This is a genomic window from Blautia sp. OF03-13, assembly GCF_003460685.1.
GTDB classification, from domain to species: Bacteria; Bacillota; Clostridia; order Lachnospirales; family Lachnospiraceae; genus Fusicatenibacter; species Fusicatenibacter saccharivorans.
This window is the reverse complement of sequence record NZ_QTVR01000031.1, coordinates 1-18175: the sequence shown is the minus strand read 5'-3', so window position 1 is coordinate 18175 and position 18175 is coordinate 1. Positions and strand designations below refer to the sequence as shown.

Sequence of the window (18175 nt, the reverse complement as noted above, 5' to 3'; positions counted from 1 at the left end):
AAGGGAAAGTTCACTTGCTACAAACTTAGTATTTTCAAGGGTTTGTGAGGAATTTGATAATCAAATATAACAGTTATTAAATTTCCTAAAATAAGTGAAATATCAACTGAAATTTTACGATTTTTTGTTTTTCAAAAAGTCAATAGTTCTTTTCACGATAAATACGATACATATCAAACCTACAATCCCACAAACAATAGAGTCCTTTAAGTCTGCAAATCCTCCTGTGTACTGCATTGCATAATAATAAACCGTCCATATCAGTATCAATACGAACACACTAATACTTAACCAATAAGACTTTTTCTTCATCTAATTTTCCTCACATTGAACTTCCGATTTGCTTGTTCCATAAAATTCATTTTATTCGCCTTCAAACTTGCTGGCGGCGAACAGCATTTTATGCTGTTTGCAGACGGCAAGTCCACAAGGGATAGCCGCATAAGCGGCGCAAGGGAGTGTAGCTCCCTTGACGGAACGAAATGACGAAACATTCTCGGTCGGGCAGTTTTCTTCTGCTGACTGGGAATGAGCTCCGCAGGACGCACATACTCCCGATAGGAGAGTATAGAAGTGCGCCCTTTAGTTCCTAAAGGGATTTTATCAGTTCGCCAAACTTGAATCTGTCGTATTAGAGATTCTTCGCTTGCAGCTCCCTTAACGATTTCTTCACTGGCGAAGTTGGTAGCGACCGATACATCACCGGCTACAAACTGTGATAATCAAAAATAAACACATTTGCCGATATTAAAGAAAGGAAGCCCCCTTTTTGGTGGCTTCCTTTCTTGTTTACTCCACCGATCAACGGCTCAATATTAAAAAATCTCCGAAACCAAGAACGCTACAACATAGCAGATCGGTTGGTGTATCATGTAAATAATAAGCGAATGTTTCCCTAAAAAGTTAATACCTGGAACTTTCCATTTTCCAAATAGCCGGTTAATCAGCCCCTTTTCCTGTAAGAAACTGTACAGGAAATATCCTGTTGCAAATAAGAAAATCCATGGGAGCAACGGAAAATAGTCGGTAGATGAAAAGCCAGCTTGCGGAAATCCAATATAAGCTAATACCGATTTCAACCATGTAACATTCAGCAAATTATCAGATAGTTGGATGGGGTCTTGCTTCGTCCAACTTCTGAGAATGAGGAATAGCACAAAACTAACACTTACCCCAACCCCAGCCGGGATTTTTTTCAGAACCTTATCCAGTAAAATCCATATCAAAATACAGCTGCCAATAAGCGTTAGAACACCGTAGCGCACCCGATCATTGGGAAGAACTATGGCGGTAACGAGCGAAACGACCACACCACCACCAAACGCCCACAATCCCCTTTTCATGTGTTTTTTTCCTAAATGCCAGCTGAACCCAGCCAGCAAAATAAAAGTCCAGCAAATGGATTGCTGCCAAATATAGGCACCGTGGGACTTATACCATGGAATATCTGCATTATACAGATAAACTAAATCCCATAAGAAATGATACGAAATCATTTCAATAATGGTTATACCTCTTATCAAATCAATAAACGGTAAACGCTGCTTTATTTGCGTTGTTTCCAGCAAAATTTCATCACCCCTTTTATTTACTCCAAAATCGGCTCCACCAGCTCCGGGGCGGCTCTGGCTGCTGCCGTTCCGGCTCTGCCGGAACTACGCAATCCTCTGATTTTCTTCATGTTCTGTACCTCTTTCGTAAATTCCGATTCATAATGTAAGAGTAAGGTCTATCCGGCCTTGCTCTTTTCTTTTAAAATGGAGATATGGTCTGACGAAATTTCCGATTGGGACATCACGCCCGCAGACAAATGTGTCAGCCAGCCTCCATTTGTTGCTCACTTTTCGTATTCAAATTGTACCATAAAACTTGTGAACAGTTCTACCGCAACTTTGGACTATATGAGAAAAGTCCGAACAGTTTTCTGCCCGGACTTCCTCGCTCAATCATAAATCAATTCCGCTTTCACAATCTCCTCTGCCTGTGCCTTGCAAGCGTTCATCTGACGCACCCATTCCATTTGATTTTCAGCTTTCAGTTGCTCGGTCACGCCGTTTTGCTCTGCCAGTGACCGCACGATCAGCTCCATGCGGTTTCGTGCCGCTTCGTCAATCTCGGCGCAATGCTCAAAGAGTTTGTCGGATAGAACCAGCTCATTGAACAGTATCGGACGGTGCATTTCCAGATACGCCTTGCGAAGTCTGCCGTAGTGTCCGAGGGGCTTGGTCTTGCGGATAATGATGTTTGGGATAAGATAATCGCCGTTCTGTGTGTAAGTGATATTCATGCTGTTTGTACTCCTTTCATCGGCTCTCTCTGCGGTAAACTGCTGACAGGAACGAACACGCCCTTTGCAATATCCTCCGCACGAATGGCGGCTTTCTTGGCTTCGATTTCTGCCTTTTTTCGCCCCTTGATTTTGTCCTCGTATCGCTTCTGCGCTCCGCTGGCTTTCCGCTTCAAGTAGTTCTGATGAAGCCTGTCCTTGCGTTCCTCACGCTTGCGGATTTCCTCTAATTCCTCCGGGGTAAGCTCCGCTTCTCCAAACGCCGGGGGAACGAATCGCCCAACAAAATTGAAGTAAATCTCGACCTCCTGTGTGGTCTGTATACTGCCTTTACGGTCACGCTCATGCACAAGGATTTTCTCGATAAACTCGTTGAGCATGGCAATGGTCAACTTGTCGAAGTTCTCATACTTGTCAATCAGAGCGATAAAACGATCAGCGTCCTTTTCGTGCTTCTCATAGCTCTTGACAGCCTTTTCCAGAGCAGAGATTTCAGCGGTAAGCTCGGCTTGCTCCTTTGCGTATTGAGCGTCCAGAGTGGCGTATCTGCTGTCGGACAGCTTTCCTAAAATGTTGTCCTCATAGATTTTGCAGAGCAGGACTTCCAGCTCGGAAACTCTCTGCTTTGCTGTGGCAAGGCGTGCCCGCTGTTTCCTGACCTCTGCGGTCTGCTGGCTGGACTGCGCTTCCTGCACCACACGGACAAACTCGGCTCTGTCATGCTTCGCATACTCGGCAATGGCTTTCAGCATTTCAGAGACAAGGGACAGTACCACATCTTCATTGATACGGTGCTGGGTCTTGCAGAGCGTTCCGCAAGGAACTTTGGTGTACTGTGAGCAGGTGTATTGAGAAATGCGCTTGCCGTTATTGGTGCGGTGGACATACATCTTGCCGCCGCAATCGGCACAATAAAGCAAGCCTGTGAGGGGAGCTGCTTCGCCCCAGCCGTCCGGGTAGCGTCTGACATTCCCACGGATTTTCTGCACAAGGTCAAAGGTCTGCTGGTCAATAATGGCTTCGTGCGTATTCTCAAAAATCGTCCATTCGTCCTCCGGGACATAATGACTTTTCTTGTCCTTGAAGTGCTTTCGGGTCTTGAAATTGACGGTGTGTCCCAGATATTCACGCTTTTCAAGAATGTTGCAGATGGTGGAAGAACCCCAGCCGTACACATCTTTGAAAGTCTTGTTTTTGTTCACGCCCTCGCCGTGTTGGGCAAGGTAAGCAGACGGAATAAGCACCTTTTCCGATTTCAGTTTGCTGGCGATCTGATACGGACCGTAGCCTCAATCGTCATGGCAAAGATGCGCTTGACCACATCAGCGGCTTCGGGGTCAACCAACCATTGGTCTCTGGTTTCGTTCCAGAGATAGCCGTAAATGACCGTGCCTGTGAGGTGCTTGCCGGACTTGCCTTTGGACTGGAAAGTGGAACGGATTTTACGGCTGGTGTCTCTGGCGTAATACTCGTTCATAATGTTGCGGAAAGGGGTAAAATCATCGTCCCCTCTGGCGCTGTCCACGCCGTCATTGATGGCGATAAGGCGAACGCCACGCTGACGCAGGATTTCCATAATCTGACCGACTTTCAGATAGTCACGACCCATGCGGCTCATGTCCTTGATACACAGATACTCCACATTCCCGGCTTCAACCTCTCTCATCATTGCCAAAAATCCGGGACGGTCAAAGCAGGTGCCGCTAATGCCATCGTCCGTGAAATGGACAATGTTTGTAAAGCCCTGCCGTGCGGCGAACTCCTCCAACATAGCTTTTTGATTGGAAATGGAATTGCTCTCACGCTGTTGGTCATCATCTTTGCCAAAGTCATCACGGCTCAATCGTTCGTACAGAGCTGTGATTTTCTCGTTTTTTCTCATAACTTGCGCTCCTTTCTTCGGTTTTAGGTTGTGTGTTCTAAGAGACTTCCCAACCGCTTGATTAAGAAGTCTTTTAGAGCATACAACACCGGCTGCCAGCTTATATTTCTTATACTGCCGCACTGCGAAGTGGTTTGGCTTTTCCGATTCCAGTGCATCAAACATCAGGTCTACAGGATTTTTGAACTCCTCGTCATCCTCCCGGACTTCCATGGCGTTGATGAACTCGATGAGGGTGGAGAAGTTTTGCTCCTCCACCGGAGCTTCATAGTGGATATATCCGATCAACGCGCAATACAGCAATGTTTCCGCCTTGACCCAGAAATCATCTCCGGCCTTGCCCTCGCCTTTTGTATTAGCGATCAGCGTTGTCACCAGCTTCAAAATATCCTTTTCCGAGTGGATGTATGCAAAGGGGTTATAGTGCATGGACTTCTTGAAGTTGATGGTATTTAGGACCTTGATTCGGTACGGCTCATAAATGACCTTGCCGCGCTTATCCTTCATGGGCTTTCCGTCCTTCTCCAGCTTGGGTGCGCCCCTTTGGAGCATTTTTCCACACTCCACCAGAATTGTTCCTTTCGGGTCCGTCACAACATAGGAGCTGTGCATCTGCATCAGGTTGGGTTTCAGCCAGAATCGGGTCTTACCGGAACCGGAGCCGCCAATCACCAGTACATTTTTGTTTCTGGCAGTCTTGGAGTCCTTGGGGCGACTGTTCATGGTCAGGCTCTCCGTTTTCGTCAGAATCACATTGTTCTGAAATACAGGATCAACGTAAGGTGCAATATCCTCACGGGTTCCCCATGAAGCGTTTTGTCAAGTGCTTTTTTGAGTTATTGACGCAAATTATCGTGAAAGTGCGAAAGTGCAAAGTGCAAAGTGCAAAGGGTCTGCGTTTTGCACTTTCAGCTTGCGGGTTCGGGTGGCTGCTTCTTCTTGATGAAGTTGTACCATTGACCGCCGACACGCCTTGCGCCTAAAATGCCGCCCATGTTGCGCTTGGCGTTCTGTACCGTCCTCTCGGATATTCCGGCTTCGGCTGCGGCTTTTACAATGTCCTCGCTGGCAAGCTCTTTCCCGTCTGCAAGCAGGTCAAGTATCAGCCTTTCGGCTTGCTCGGTCTTGGTGGCGGTGTTGCCGCCCGCGCCGGACAGCAGCTCGTCGGCAGTGATGTCGTATTCGCCTATCCATGAAAAGCCCGTTTCCGGGTCAAGGCAAAAGGCAACGGGCTTGCCCTCCGGCGCAAGGGAAGATTTGTCATGGACGATAACGCGCACATTCGGTTCTCGCTTCACGCGCCCGATCAGCAGGACGCTCCTTGCTGCGGCGCGGAAGTCGATAGAACCTAAGCCCCGGTATGCGCTCTGCCCTCCGGCAGCTTTGTTGAGATGTCCGATAAGGATAACGGCGCACCCGGTACGCTCGGCAACATCGGCAAGGCGGCGGAACATGGGGCGCACTTCGTTTGCCCGGTTCATGTCGGTTTTTTCGCCCATGTACGCCTGTATGGGGTCAAGGATAATCAGCCGCGCCCCGTTCTGCGTGATTGCCTTTTCTATGCGCTCATCGGACAGGGTAAGCTCCCGCTTGGCTTCATCAATCACAAGCACCCGGTCAAGGTCGGCTTCGGCTTCTATCAAGCGGGGCTTGACGGTATCGCCCAGCCCGTCCTCGGCGGTCTGGTAAATCACTTGGAATGGCGGCAAGGGCTTCATTCCCGGCAGCGTTCCCCCGGTGGTGCAGGCGACGGCAAGGCGTAGGGCAAAGGTGGTCTTGCCCTCGCCGGGATTGCCTTGCACAATGGTTACTTTCCCAAAGGGGATATACGGCTCCCATAGCCATTCAACGGTCTGTGTGTCAACCTCGCTCATGCAGATAATCTCAACGGTTTCTTCCTGCGGCGGCTCTTTCAAGCCATAGACAGCTTCCCGCAGATATTTCCCGTCTGTGATTTCTGCCCGGTGCTGCAATACCTCGTTCCAGTCCTTGAAAAGAGGAATAAGCCGATGGACGGTCAAGCCCTCCGGCACAAGCTCTGCAAGGCGGCTACAAGCGTCGTTTCCGGCTTCGTCGCTGTCAAGGCAGAGAAAAACGGTCTTGATGTTCGGACGGTCAGAGAGAAAGCGCAACAGGGCTTTTTCTCCCACGCCGCCCAACGCCAGATAGCTTTGCTTCTGCCAGTCCTTTTTGAACAGGCAGAGGAAAGATAAGAGGTCTATCGGGGCTTCAAAGACAAACAACCTTTCGCCCTCGCCACGGTAGCAGAAGTTAAAGGCTTTGTCGCTGCCTTTCACATCAAGCCGAAAACTCCCGGCTGTGCCGCGCTGATGGGCGTATCGCGGTATGCCGCTTTCATCTCTGCCGACGAATACGGCGTTATGGTGGGCGGCTTCCTCGTAAATATCCCCGGTGGAAAAGAAAAAGCCCGTCACATCTTCATCAATACGGCGGGCTGCTGTGAGGTAGTTCCTCGCTATGCGGTTGTCGGTGCTGCGGGGTGGCAGTCGGAAGTCGGATAGGGGCGCGGGGCTTGGTCTGTCCGGCGGCGGGGCGGCTCCTTTTTCGCCTGTCAGCAGTTCAACGGCTTCGGTGAAGCTCTTGCCGAAAAACTCCATGACAAAATCAATGGGTGCACCGCCCTTACTCTGGCTGTGCCTGTACCATTTGTTTCCCCGGACGGTCAGGCTGTCGTGCCGCTTCCAGCGGTATTCATTTCCGGCACGGGTAAGCTGCTCGCCCTGTGATTGCAGGAAAGAAACAAGGTCGGCTTGTTTGGCGCGGTCTATCTGTTCTTGGGTGTAATACATAAAAGTTCAACTCCTTTCAGCGGTCTATATCATGCCGTTTGGTGCGGCTCTGCGTCTGCTCCGGTTGGTCGGCGCGGAGTGCAATATCCACGCACCTGCGGATTTTTTGAAGCTCGGCAACCTCGGCGCGGGTTTCTTTCAGTTTGGTATAATCGCCGTCCCTTTGTGTTTTGAGGTCAGCATATTCCTGTTCCCATTCCGCAATAGGCAAGGTCTTTGTTCCTTTCGGCAGATTTGCATGGAGATAGCGATTTGCTGCGTTCCATAGGGTCAGCTCGGCGCGGTGGGCTTCCTCGTACTTGTCGCGCTTGTTTGTCCAGCCGTTTTGCAGCTTTTTCAGTTCATCGTGAATGGGCTTGTACTCTGTGTAGTTCTTCCCGTATTCAATTAACTTTTGTAGCTTCTTCATGCGTTCCTCGGCGGTTTTCATTCCTGCCCGGATTGAATAGGCTCTATCACTGACAGAGGAAAGAGAAGCGTCCAGCTCGTCAAGATTAGAGATGCCATGCTCGGAGAGATAGTTGACCGCTGCCGCTATGGTTTTCAGTTCATCGGCTGTGTGCTGTTGTTGCCAACGCTGCGAATACTTCCGGCTCTTTTCTCTCTGAACGCTCAAATACTTCATCAACAGATTTGCAAGGTTGGGAGATTGCGGCGGCTGCTTCGGGGCGGTTTCCCACACTTTGAACAGGTCGGCAATCCATTCTTTGAGCTTGCTAACCTGCGCCCGGATTTCCCGTATAAGGCGGTTTGCTTTTTGGATATTTCGGTTCAGTTCGCCTTTCTCGGTGGCTACACCTTTCTTCTCCATTTGACAGGCGGCTACGCCCATATGGACGGTCGGTATTTCGTCAATGCCGCGCTCGGCGTTACTGCGGTGGTCGATACGCTCCGGGCTTCCGGCACGCTCAAGATAGTCGTTTGAAATATCAGTCCATGCCTTGCGCCAAACAAGCGCATTCTCTTGGCTGTTCCAGCCCGTGAGGTCAACCTTGTGCGTCTTATATCTGCCGCTTGGCAAGCGGATACGCTCACCGTTTTCATCAAGGTCATATTCCTTTTTGGACTTTGCCGCCCACGCGCCGCGCTCGTCAAGGGGGCGCATAGTCAGCATGATATGACAATGGGGATTGCCGCTGTCGGTGTCGTGAATGGCAAAATCCACACACATTCCTCTGGAAACAAATTGAGAGGAACAGTATTTCCGGACAAGCCGGATCTGTTCCTCTCTGGATAATTCTATGGGGAGTGCTGCGTCAATCTCACGCGCAAGCTGGGCGTTCCCGGCTTTCTCGTAAAGCTCCACGCTGTTCCACAAGGTTGAACGGTCAGAGAATGAGGGCGGCGCGAGGGGCGGCAGCATGATTTCTGTATGGACAACGCCGCCTTTGCGAGTGTAGTCATGGGTCATTCCGTCCCATTCGTTTGTCAGCTTTTCGCCGCTTCGGTAGGCGGCGGCAACGGCTGATTTGCCTTTTCCTCGGCTCACAATGCCGATGTTCCAATGGTAAATGGCTATGGGTATCACCTCCCGGATAGGATAATAAAACCCTCAAAAATGGTACAGACGCCAAAGGCGGGTGTACTGTTTTTGTGGGTGTGCAGGGATAGCCGCGAAGCGGCGCAAGGGGTGCAGCCCCTTGTTGCGGCAAAGCCGCCATATCGGAGCGCGGGGAAATCTCCCTGTGCGGAGATAAGCCCTCGGCAGAGCGCACACGCCCGTAAGGGTGTATAAGTGCGCCCTTAGTTCCTAAGGGATTTTCAGCTTGTCGTTTCCTCGGCTCGTTTTTTCAAAAACTCCTGTGCTGGCTCGCTCGTCAGGGCAAGCCGGAAAAAGGTCTGCGCATCCTCGTCCGGCATGGCAATAAGCTCCGGCACAAGGCTTTCCATGAAGCCGCCGCGCTTGCAAAGCCTGTGGTTTCTCGCCTTGCGTTCCTCGACGGATAGCTTCTGCTTGATGATTTTCTCCCGGTTCTCAAGCTGCCGGATTTTCTTCTTTCCGTCCTCAATCTCGGCTTGCAGCTCCTCGCGGGTTTTCTCTCTTGGCTTTGTCATGGTTGGTCGCTCCTTTCTGCTCATAAGCATAGAAAAAGGACAGTCGATTTTCTCGGCTGCCCTTGTGGGTGGCTATTCAATTTTAGTCTGCTGTTTTCAAATATATAAAATAGCTTGCTGTTCCGCCATAGCCATTTTCAGTATTCCATTCAGCTGTTACTTCATAAATATATCCGCCCAGTTTAAGAGTGAGTACGTTTCCAACAATAGTTACATCTTCGCTGTTTGCAGCAGGCTCTCCCCAATGTTCGTCACTCCAGCACTGCACACTTAAAATTGTATCTGGGTCTTCTGTAAATCTTAATGTAGCTGTTGTTTCTGTTGTTTCAAATGGCGGGGACAACAGATCCTTGCACTCTAACGGGTGTGGGCTATCAGCTATTGTGCTTTCAGCAGTTCCGTCAATATTTGTTTTTTGCCACGAATAAGTTCCTAATACTGCACCGATAGCGGTTTCGTCACTCACAACGCTTAATGTGGGCGGTTCTTCCAAAATTATATTGGCAGTCCCAGAGTTTAGTAATTCATTTGCATAGTTGTTGAGTGCTTCACATGGCTCATATTTTGTCTTATAACCGATACCGTCAATGACAATAAATGGGTTATACGCCATAATATCTGTTTGTGTACCGTCTACCATAGTCAAGGTAAAAACAACGCCTTGTCCAGCATACTCTGTGTAAGAATTATCCTCATTATAGACAACAACATCATTCAAATATTCAACTAATTCTTGGATATTTTCAATCTCAATCGTTTTGTCTGGCGGTGTTAATAACACTTTAGCGGAAACAATCTGCGCTGCGTCCAAATCCTTATACGGTTTTTTCCCCTGTTGTGAAAAAAATACGATTACCGCGATACCTACTAAAATGATACAGCTATTGCAATCATCAATCTCTTTTTTCTCATGGAACAAGCCTCCTGTTCTTCTCTGTTACTTGTATAGATGAAAAAATTGAAAGGAAGTTTCACTATCTATAAATATCATAGCACATGGTTATGAATAAATCCACCTCATTTCAGCCTGTCAGTGGCCTTGTTTTCTCTGGCAGACCGCCGCGCAGCTTCCCGCCGTTCCTCGTTGTATGGGGCGGTCAGACGGAAAGAGAAGCGCCCCTTTGCAATCTCAAACTCCATGCAGCCCGTTTCGGGGTCTGCGTCGGTCTGGCGGCACTGGTCGGGGTGCTGTCTGGTGTAGGCGGCAAGCCGCTTCTTTAAGTCGGTGTTGTGGGTGCGGATATGGATAAGGGGGTCTTTCTCGTCAAACCAAATATCGGTGGTCTTTTCCTGCTTCGTAAGCCCTGTTCTCATGTAAGCTCCTTTCTGCGCCCCTGTTACGCAATAGGGGCATTTTTCGGGTGTTTTTTCCGGCTCTTGACTTGGGGGAAATGAGGATTTTCAAATAGAAACCGTCCAGACAGGGAATGGTTCGTCGGGGCGGCTGTTATCGCAAGATTTCCGTTTTTTCCGGCTCTTGACCGTCAGACGCAGATAAACGCGAACTGTCGGCAAGTACCAGTTTGAGCAGCTTGTCGCGGAACGTTTCTGTGCTGCTGTGATTGAAAAACAACTCCGCAACAATGGTCTTCCCGTTCCTCTGGGTTGTGATGATACTGTCGGGGGTCTGTTCTGCCATAGGCGGCTCCTTTCTTTGGGCGCAAAAGAGGGATTTCCCGTAGTTCGGAAAATCCCTCTTGGTTGACGGTTATTCTGTTTTACTGTGTGGGCTGTGCGGCGGCAGCCTGTGCCTTTCGCCTTGCCCGGTATTCCCGCGCTTTCATGCGGTCATACTCCCGCTGCTTTTCAAGGTTTCGCGCCCGGTACTCCCTTGAATACTGCCGGTGGTATGCGCGGCTCTTTTCCTTTTTGGCTTCTTCGATTTCCTCCCGCATTTGCCGGATTTCCTGCTCGGTCGGCTCTGCAAGCTGTGTCACTTCATTCTCAAACTTGCCGATATAATTGAAATATATGCTGATGTGCTGGATTGCGTATCTCGCCCTTTTCTGGTCGCGCTCATGCACTTCAATCCGGCTGATAAACTCGTTGAGAATGGCGGGGGTCAGGTCGGTAAAGGCGGCATGGCGTTCCGTCAGCTTCAAAAACTTCTGCGCCCGTCCTCCCGCGTTCTCATAAGCGGATAGCTGCTCTTGGAGCGTGGCAAGCTCCGCTTTCAGCGCATAGTATTCTTCCGAATACTTCTGCGACATTTGCTCATAACGGTCTTGCGGGATAGTGCCGAGGGCGTTGTCCTCATAGAGCTTATTCAGCACCTTGTCAATCTGTTCAAGGCGCGTCGTGATTTGCGGAATACGCTTCTGCTACTTTTTGGTCTAGTCGGTCTGCTGCATGGCAAGGTTCTTTTTCACTAAGGCTTCAAACTCCGCCCGATTGCTGATAGAATAGTCCTCGATTTTCTTCAGCACTTCTGCGATGGTCTGCATGAGCAAGTCCGCGTCCATGATGTGCGGGGAATTGCATTTCAGATTTCTGGCTTTCCCCTTGTGGTACTCGCTGCAATAGGCAACATGCCGCTTGCCGCCGTTTCGGTAATCTATACGAATGTGCATTTTTGCGCCGCAGTCCTTACAGAAAAGCAAGCCGGACAGAGGGTGGATTTCCCCGTCCCCGTTGGGGCGTTTGACGGGTGCGTTTTCCAAAATCCGCTGTACGGTTTCAAAATCGCTGCGGCTGATAATCGGCTCATGCACATTTTCTGTGATGTGCCACTGACTCCGGTCTACATAGTGGTTATGTTTATCTCGGAAATGCTTTGTGGTCTTGAAGTTGACCACATCGCCGCAATACTCCTGCCGTGTGAGGATATTGGTCAAGGTGACTTTGTTCCACTTGCAGCGGTTATCCTCGTTGAGCGTCTTATTTTTACAGGTTCCCCACCCGCGGTCTTTCATGTAGAAAGTGGGGGTTGGGATTTGCTCCTGTGTCAGATATATGGCGATTTGATTGCGGTTCTTCCCACCGATAAACAGACGGAAAATCAAACGGACAACCTCGGCGGCTTCTTCGTCGATTATCCAAAAATCCTTGTCGTCCGGGTCTTTGACATAGCCGTAAGGGGCTTCGGTGACAATCGGCTTTCCACTCATGCCTTTGGTCTTAATGCCCGTTTTCACTTTCTTGCTGATGTCCTTTGCGTACCACTCCGACATGATATTGATAAAGGGCGCAAACTCCAATGTGTCGGGCTTCTCGCTGTCAATGCCGTTGTTGACCGCGATAAAGCGCACATTGTTCCGTCTGAATATCTCCATAGCGTTTCCGACTTGGAGATAGTCACGCCCCCAGCGGGTAAGGTCTTTCATAATGCAGACACCGATTTTCCCGTTTTCCACATCGTCCATCATGCGGGAGTATGCGGAACGGTCAAAAAACCTGCCGCTTTCGTCATCGTCGATGTAGTGCCGGATATTCGTCAGCTTTAACTGTCTGGCGTAGCTTTCCAGAAATTTCTTCTGATTCTGTATGCTGTTGCTCTCGCCGCCGTCCCTGTCCTCGTCGCCCACGGAAAGGCGGGAGTAAAGGGCTGTAATTTTGCTATAATCAGTCATGTGCATAACCTCCTGTGCGTCCATGTATGTGTCATTTACACTTAAAATTATGCACTCCAGCGGGCCGAACCATATTCCAAACCATGTCGATATTTCTTGGCGTTCTTGCTTTTAAGATACACCGCCAGCCTCAGACTGCCTCCACAACACAGCCCTACCAACAAGTCCAATGGATGCAGGCTTGGCCAGAAACTTTCCAGCGCCCCAGGCAGAACCGCAATCAGCGAAAGAAACTTTTCTGAAGCATCCGCCCCTTTTGCCATTCGCCATGCCTCTCCAAAATTGGTAGCAAACAGTCCCATCAGGATATACGGCATATTCAGCAAAATGAGCTTTTTGATGTCCAATGTCTTTTTCATCGTTCCAGCTCCTTTCGCTTGGTGCGATCCACCACAGCATTTTTAACCATCTCTTTGAACTGGTTAAGTTTTGCCAGTACGGACGAGCGCTCTGTTTTCGTTGCCTTTTTGACCTTTTTGTTGGTGTACTCTGTAAAAGCTGCTGTCAGAGCATTTGCATCACGGCCTTTGAAAAAAATTAGGTACTTTGGCGGAGAACTGCTGCGGTCCTTTTTCACCGCATAATCCACACCATATTTCCGGGCGATTTTCTCAAACTCCTTGATAGCGGGGTCTGTGATCTCAATGTTGGATATTCCCTGATTCTGCCCGACAAGCTGCTTCACAGTCTGTTTTCCATGCGGAACAACCGGCGCATCACGGCTTCTCTGTTTTTCCAGCTTCTTTTCCTTGCGATGTGCCATGTACTTGCTTATGGCAGCCTTTAACATTCTGCCGGTAAACTTTGTTCCACTGACAACCAGCGTCAAAGTTCTGTTTTCCACTTCTTCCTGCATTTTCTCGCCTCCTTTCCACGAAGTTTGCAGGGAATCTCTTTTTTTGCTAAGGCGGAACCACCAGCCGCCGCAGAAGATAACGCTTCATACCGCCCTCCTTAGCGTAACTGGTCAGAACGGTCATAGTGCAGATTGCCCTGACGTACCTTTGCGTGGCTCAAAATCTTAATCTGCCCCTTTTCCTGACTATCCAGTGCTTTTTCATAACCGGTATCCGACAGGAACAGGCGGGTTCGTTCGCCTTTCCAGCCAACAGGGGAATCGTTCGTCAGCACATCAAAAATAATCATGTGCCGGGTGTCCTCCGCAAAACGCTGGAGATCCATATATCCATGACCGTGATAATTCTGCGCTCCTGCCTTTGCCCGCATTTCTTCCATCAGCTGCCCTATGGTCTTTCCCTCAGACATCATGCTTGCTCCTTTCTCCCGGCAGTTCCGGGCAATAAAAAAGCGACCATTTACCAGCCGCCATACAGATCGTGATTTACTTGTGAGGTGTAATGATTGCTTATCGTGGTCGGTGCATTGAACAGAACGGTCAGAAGATACTGCTTCATGTTACGAATTTCCGTGGTGTTCTTCTGTAAACAGTCCATGACAAACTCAATGTGCGAGTTATCCAGCTTCAAGAATCTGGAACGAACGATTTCATGCGGAAAATCACTTCCTGCAATACGGGTGGTCTTTCGCTTTGCACAGACCGTTTCCACGATTAGCTCCACAATCTCATCCAAATCCTCCCGATAAGTTTCATACTGCTGACACAGGTATTCATACCCGATATTCTCCTGAATCAATTCCCGATAACTCTCTATCTCTGTGAGTGACATCGCATCCCTTCCTTTCCGTTCCGGCAGACAATCTGCCGCGCAATCCCGGAAGGGAATGGAATCGGTACTTGATCCATAAATATTTTGTTTTTGAGTATTTGATTTCTCTATATTTAATTCTGCGGGCTTTTCCGTATCCGGTTTATCCATATACGGGTTTTCCGTATCTGGTGAATCCGTATCCGGTTTTCTAAGCTGTGGCTGCTCGTATATGACATACTCTGTATCGCTGATGCGTCCCTGCCGGTCACGCAGCTTGTGCCGCACAATGTAACCGGCAGCCTCCAATTCCCGCAACGCAGCGCCTATGGCATCCACGCCCTCCTTACAGATCTTTGCAAGACCACGGGTGGCGTAATTCCAGTCCTCTGGCAAAGATAACATCATGGAAAGCAGTCCCTTGGCTTTTAACGACAGGTTTGCATTTCGTAAATGATGATTGCTCATCACGGTATAATCACGGGTCCGTTCAATGCGAAAAACGGCCATCGACCTCACTCCTTCCGAATTTTGGGTACAAAAAAACCACAATCCTAAATCAAAGAATTGTGGCGTTCAACTTTCTCTATATTTTCTTGTGCATTTCTTTCCCGGCTTAAAGTCGAGGATGTGTCCCTCAACAACACGGGCATACCGCTTGATTTTGATTTTCCGGCGCTGATGATCTTGGAGAGCGTTCTAATAGCTGTCCTCTGCAAGAAACAGACGCATTTCATCACCTCTGCTCCCGTAAGCACTGCACGGATGGAGAACAACAAATTCAATCATCCATCGGGTGCTGTCCTTAAAGCGTTCCACAGCAAGAATGTTATGTCCTTTCAGCTCCCTTGCTAAAATATCTTTCATAGGCGGCTCCTTTCATCGCTCCTGGTCTCTCTGACGTTTACGCTGCCATTGTTCCAATAGCTTGATAATGGTCTCCTGCATCCTGGCTGGTGTGTAGCTTCTGGGAAAATACTTCCGCAGAGTGTCAGAAGTAAAAGTAACCCTGTCCAGCAGTTCGGGAATCAGTTCTGTCAGTCGAATAAATCTTTGAACCTGATTTCTACTTGACCCCGCCTGTTGTGCCAAAATTTCGTCAGCCCGCAACTTCGTCCCAACTTGGGACGAAGTTAAATCCACTCGCTCTCCCTGATGCAAGCACGATAGTCACTTTCCTCCTCGCCATGACAAAAAGCACCCAGTTATTTGTTACTGAGTGCCTGCATTAGAATCGTATTTAATTGTTCAGATTTGGTCAGATTATGCCAAACCCTCCAGCGAAAAATCCGGTGTCTGAGAGTGCCAAATCACCCTCAAAAATACCCCCGAAATTGTTCTCTGGTTGTCCTATTTTTTAACCACTAAGACCGTTTTTTGACCCCATTTTTGCCGACTGTCCTATATTTAACCACTAAAAATCGGGTGAAAACGGCTCTCGTTTGGTCAAATGAGGTCAAACTATATCAGCCTGTTTAGGTATAAGAAAAGCCCGGAAAACCTTGGCTTAACAGTGATAAGGAACTAATTTACTTATCAACTGTTAGCTGACGGTTTCCGGGGTGCATACGGACAAATCCCGTCTGATTTCTAACAGGAAGTCAGACGGGATTTTCGCTTTATATTACGAATTATGGAGGACATACCATGAAAACCTTAATATCTTGTGCCTACAATATGGATAATTGCTGTGTGGAAGTGAAATTCAGCGACGGCAGTATGATTGCGATTGACACTATCGCCGTTGAGAACGAGATTGCTGACAATATGTATCAGCGGTCAGAGCTGGATTATTTGATCTACAACGCTCCTTTGGAGTATGCAGACCTTATCTTGAACGGCGATCCCGAAACCTATTTGAAAACTGTAACAGAATACAAGCCTTGGGATAGCTGACAACACGCTGCCCGCAGGAGAAAATCCTGCGGGCGTTTTTCTGTTTATATTATTTCCCTCCGTTGGATCTCAATTTAGGAAAGAAGATGACAATCTTGAAGCCCTTTCCCCACTGGGAAGCTGCTTCCAGATGAAGATTTAGATCGTCGGCCATCTTCTTAACCAGGTAAAGTCCCATACCGGTAGCCTTCTTTCTGCTGTCAGTAGAATCCCCGGTAAAGCCCTTTTGAAAAATGTACGGCAGATTATATTTTTTTACGCCAATGCCGTTATCTTCAACAGAAAGGATATCTGCGGTCTCCGAATGTATCACGGAAATTGTAAGCATGGGACTATCGCTGCTATATTTGATGGCATTGCTAACGATTTGTCCCAACATAAACTGAAGTCCTCTACGGTCTGTATAGACTGTTTCAGATTGCAGTTTGTTGAGAATGACAAACTGCTTCTCTTCAAGAAGTGGGGCATAGTCCTCCAGAACTTCACCCAAGCAGTCATTCAAATTGACATCCTCAAATCGGTAATCCTTTGTACTGCTCTTCAACCGGGCATAGTACAGCATCTGCGTGACATCCTCCTGAAGCTGACTGCGGACATAATCCAGCTTTGCTTGCAGGGAAGGAGAGATTTCATCGTTCCGGTTATCCAAGAGCATGGTCAGCAACGATAGGGGCGTTTTCGCTTCATGTGCCCAGCCCTCCACATATTCTTCATAGTCCTGTAGGGCATCTGCCATACTGTTACTCTCAGTTTTGTGTTCCTGTAAAACTGATGCCAGAAGCCGGATAGATTCTCCTTCTTCCCGGCTGATGGCACTGAGCAGCCGTTCCTCGTTGCAGATGGTAGGATCACTGAGGAAATCCCGGAACAGTTCTCGGCGGGTAGTCTCCCGCTTGTTTAGTACAAACAGAATCGCTGAAAACAAAAGGAGGCTTGTCAGAACTACTAACCCAATCAAGGGTTGAAATGCCTGAATGTCAGAAATCCAAAGAATGATAGCACAAAAGCAATCCACGCCCAACAGCAACAATAGCCAGGGGTAGTATCGCTCTGTTATGCGCCAAAGCTGCTTCATGGAGCCACCCCCGTTTCCAGACGATAGCCCATCCCACGAACCGCAACGATTCGCTGCTTCATCTCAAGACCGGACATCGTCTTTTTCAGCCTGGTCAGATTAACCTGCAAGGCATTTTCGTCTATGTATTCCGTGGTTCCCCATAGTGCTATGCAAAGTTGCTCCGTCGTGACCAGAGCATCGCCGCCGGACAAAAGAGCAACCAACAGTTTTCCCTGATTTTTTGGAAGCACGACAGAGGTATTATGAATATAAAGCGTGTAGGTCTGCTGGTCTAACAGGAAATCTGGTCCCTCTATGAGATTGGTACGGCCTTCATACCTTTTGAGAATATTGGATACCCTGGCAAGAAGCCGGTCTTTTCTGCACGGCTTCGTCAAATATTCATCGGCACCCAAGTGGAACGCTTGCAGTTCATCCTTTACCTGATCTCTGGAAGTTAGTACCAGGACGGGGATAGCGGTTTTATTCTTTAGTTCCTGGCAGATTTGAAAGCCACTGATCTCCGGCAAATTCAGGTCTAAGATCACAAGGTCAGGACGGAGGGCTGCCAGGAGCCGAGCGGCATCTTCAAACTCGGTGATTGCCTCCGCAAGATACCCGTCCTTTTGGAGCATATTGCAGAGTTCTTCCCGCATATAGACTTCATCTTCCACAACAGCAATTCTTTTCACGACAGCACCTCCTTCCAAATTATTCTTCTCTCTGCGGCTGCATCAGTGTCAGCAAATACCGATCACTGGAGTGCTTGACCACTCTCATATAAATATATTCTATCACGCAAAGCAGCAAAATCATAGTAGCAGATACAAGCAGCATTTCAGGCACTGTCCCACGGGTTCGGGACGAGAGTATCCCTGTAAACAACGCTCTGACTCCAAACAGACTGCTGACAGCTGCAACCAATACAGGAAGTCCCATAAACCACGCAATC

At 48.7% G+C, this 18175-nt stretch carries 14 protein-coding genes and 6 pseudogenes; 1 reads left to right on the top strand and 19 read right to left on the bottom strand.

Going from position 1 to position 18175, the window contains the following annotated elements:
* Nucleotides 1–815: 815 nt before the first annotated feature.
* The 16 genes and pseudogenes from DXA55_RS15795 to DXA55_RS15710 all read right to left on the bottom strand — a co-directional run.
* Nucleotides 816–1568, bottom strand: coding sequence for a heparan-alpha-glucosaminide N-acetyltransferase (locus tag DXA55_RS15795; protein ID WP_117509146.1), 753 nt, complete (start codon nt 1566–1568; stop codon nt 816–818).
* 374 nt (nt 1569–1942) lie between these two features.
* Nucleotides 1943–2287, bottom strand: a complete 345-nt coding sequence (locus DXA55_RS15790; protein ID WP_117548311.1) for a TnpV protein — start codon at nt 2285–2287, stop codon at nt 1943–1945.
* Nucleotides 2284–4985, bottom strand: a pseudogene (locus tag DXA55_RS15785) (DUF4368 domain-containing protein); the annotation flags it as partial. The pseudogene DXA55_RS15785 and the gene DXA55_RS15790, both read right to left, overlap by 4 nt.
* Nucleotides 4986–5077: 92 nt before the next feature.
* Complete coding sequence (locus DXA55_RS15770) at nt 5078–6979, bottom strand: AAA family ATPase (RefSeq protein WP_117814612.1); 1902 nt, start codon at nt 6977–6979, stop codon at nt 5078–5080.
* A 16-nt stretch (nt 6980–6995) separates the two neighbouring features.
* Nucleotides 6996–8507 carry a MobQ family relaxase gene (mobQ, locus tag DXA55_RS15765; protein ID WP_117814611.1) on the bottom strand — a complete coding sequence of 504 codons (1512 nt, stop codon included), beginning with the start codon at nt 8505–8507 and terminating at the stop codon, nt 6996–6998.
* Between the two features lie 233 nt (nt 8508–8740).
* Nucleotides 8741–9034, bottom strand: a complete 294-nt coding sequence (locus tag DXA55_RS15760; protein WP_055228717.1) for a DUF3847 domain-containing protein — start codon at nt 9032–9034, stop codon at nt 8741–8743.
* Nucleotides 9035–9116: 82 nt separating this feature from the next.
* Complete coding sequence (locus DXA55_RS17965; protein WP_242998634.1) at nt 9117–9953, bottom strand: hypothetical protein; 837 nt, start codon at nt 9951–9953, stop codon at nt 9117–9119.
* A gap of 98 nt (nt 9954–10051) precedes the next feature.
* Nucleotides 10052–10348, bottom strand: coding sequence for a hypothetical protein (locus DXA55_RS15750; protein ID WP_055228716.1), 297 nt, complete (start codon nt 10346–10348; stop codon nt 10052–10054).
* A 133-nt stretch (nt 10349–10481) separates the two neighbouring features.
* Nucleotides 10482–10673, bottom strand: coding sequence for a transposon-encoded TnpW family protein (locus DXA55_RS15745; RefSeq protein WP_117814610.1), 192 nt, complete (start codon nt 10671–10673; stop codon nt 10482–10484).
* Nucleotides 10674–10752: 79 nt separating this feature from the next.
* Nucleotides 10753–12603 (bottom strand): annotated as a pseudogene (locus tag DXA55_RS15740) (recombinase family protein).
* A gap of 56 nt (nt 12604–12659) precedes the next feature.
* Nucleotides 12660–12962, bottom strand: a pseudogene (locus tag DXA55_RS15735) (recombinase); the annotation flags it as partial.
* On the bottom strand, nt 12959–13459 hold the full coding sequence (locus tag DXA55_RS15730; RefSeq protein ID WP_117814609.1) for a PcfB family protein: 501 nt from the start codon (nt 13457–13459) through the stop codon (nt 12959–12961). The gene DXA55_RS15730 and the pseudogene DXA55_RS15735, both read right to left, overlap by 4 nt.
* 98 nt (nt 13460–13557) lie before the next feature.
* On the bottom strand, nt 13558–13869 hold the full coding sequence (locus tag DXA55_RS15725; RefSeq protein ID WP_008728385.1) for a DUF5720 family protein: 312 nt from the start codon (nt 13867–13869) through the stop codon (nt 13558–13560).
* A 50-nt stretch (nt 13870–13919) separates the two neighbouring features.
* Nucleotides 13920–14780 carry a DUF6017 domain-containing protein gene (locus tag DXA55_RS15720; RefSeq protein ID WP_117814608.1) on the bottom strand — a complete coding sequence of 287 codons (861 nt, stop codon included), beginning with the start codon at nt 14778–14780 and terminating at the stop codon, nt 13920–13922.
* A gap of 66 nt (nt 14781–14846) precedes the next feature.
* Nucleotides 14847–15137: pseudogene (locus tag DXA55_RS15715) on the bottom strand (DUF5720 family protein).
* Nucleotides 15138–15149: 12 nt separating this feature from the next.
* Nucleotides 15150–15428, bottom strand: a pseudogene (locus DXA55_RS15710) (ParB/RepB/Spo0J family partition protein); the annotation flags it as partial.
* Between the two features lie 489 nt (nt 15429–15917).
* Between DXA55_RS15710 and DXA55_RS15705 the strand changes: the two are divergent.
* The gene (locus tag DXA55_RS15705; protein WP_110442440.1) at nt 15918–16166 is read left to right on the top strand and encodes a DUF6061 family protein; all 249 of its coding nucleotides are present in this window, start codon (nt 15918–15920) and stop codon (nt 16164–16166) included.
* Nucleotides 16167–16215: 49 nt separating this feature from the next.
* Here DXA55_RS15705 and DXA55_RS15700 read toward each other — a convergent pair whose 3' ends face one another.
* The 3 genes and pseudogenes from DXA55_RS15700 to DXA55_RS17415 form a co-directional block, all read right to left on the bottom strand.
* Nucleotides 16216–17241 carry a sensor histidine kinase gene (locus DXA55_RS15700; protein ID WP_033121502.1) on the bottom strand — a complete coding sequence of 342 codons (1026 nt, stop codon included), beginning with the start codon at nt 17239–17241 and terminating at the stop codon, nt 16216–16218.
* Nucleotides 17238–17915 (bottom strand): response regulator transcription factor, encoded by a 678-nt coding sequence (locus tag DXA55_RS15695; RefSeq protein ID WP_033121503.1) that lies wholly within the window; start codon nt 17913–17915, stop codon nt 17238–17240. The genes DXA55_RS15700 and DXA55_RS15695 overlap by 4 nt, the downstream gene beginning before the upstream one ends.
* Nucleotides 17916–17934: 19 nt before the next feature.
* Nucleotides 17935–18175 (bottom strand): annotated as a pseudogene (locus tag DXA55_RS17415) (ABC transporter permease); the annotation flags it as partial.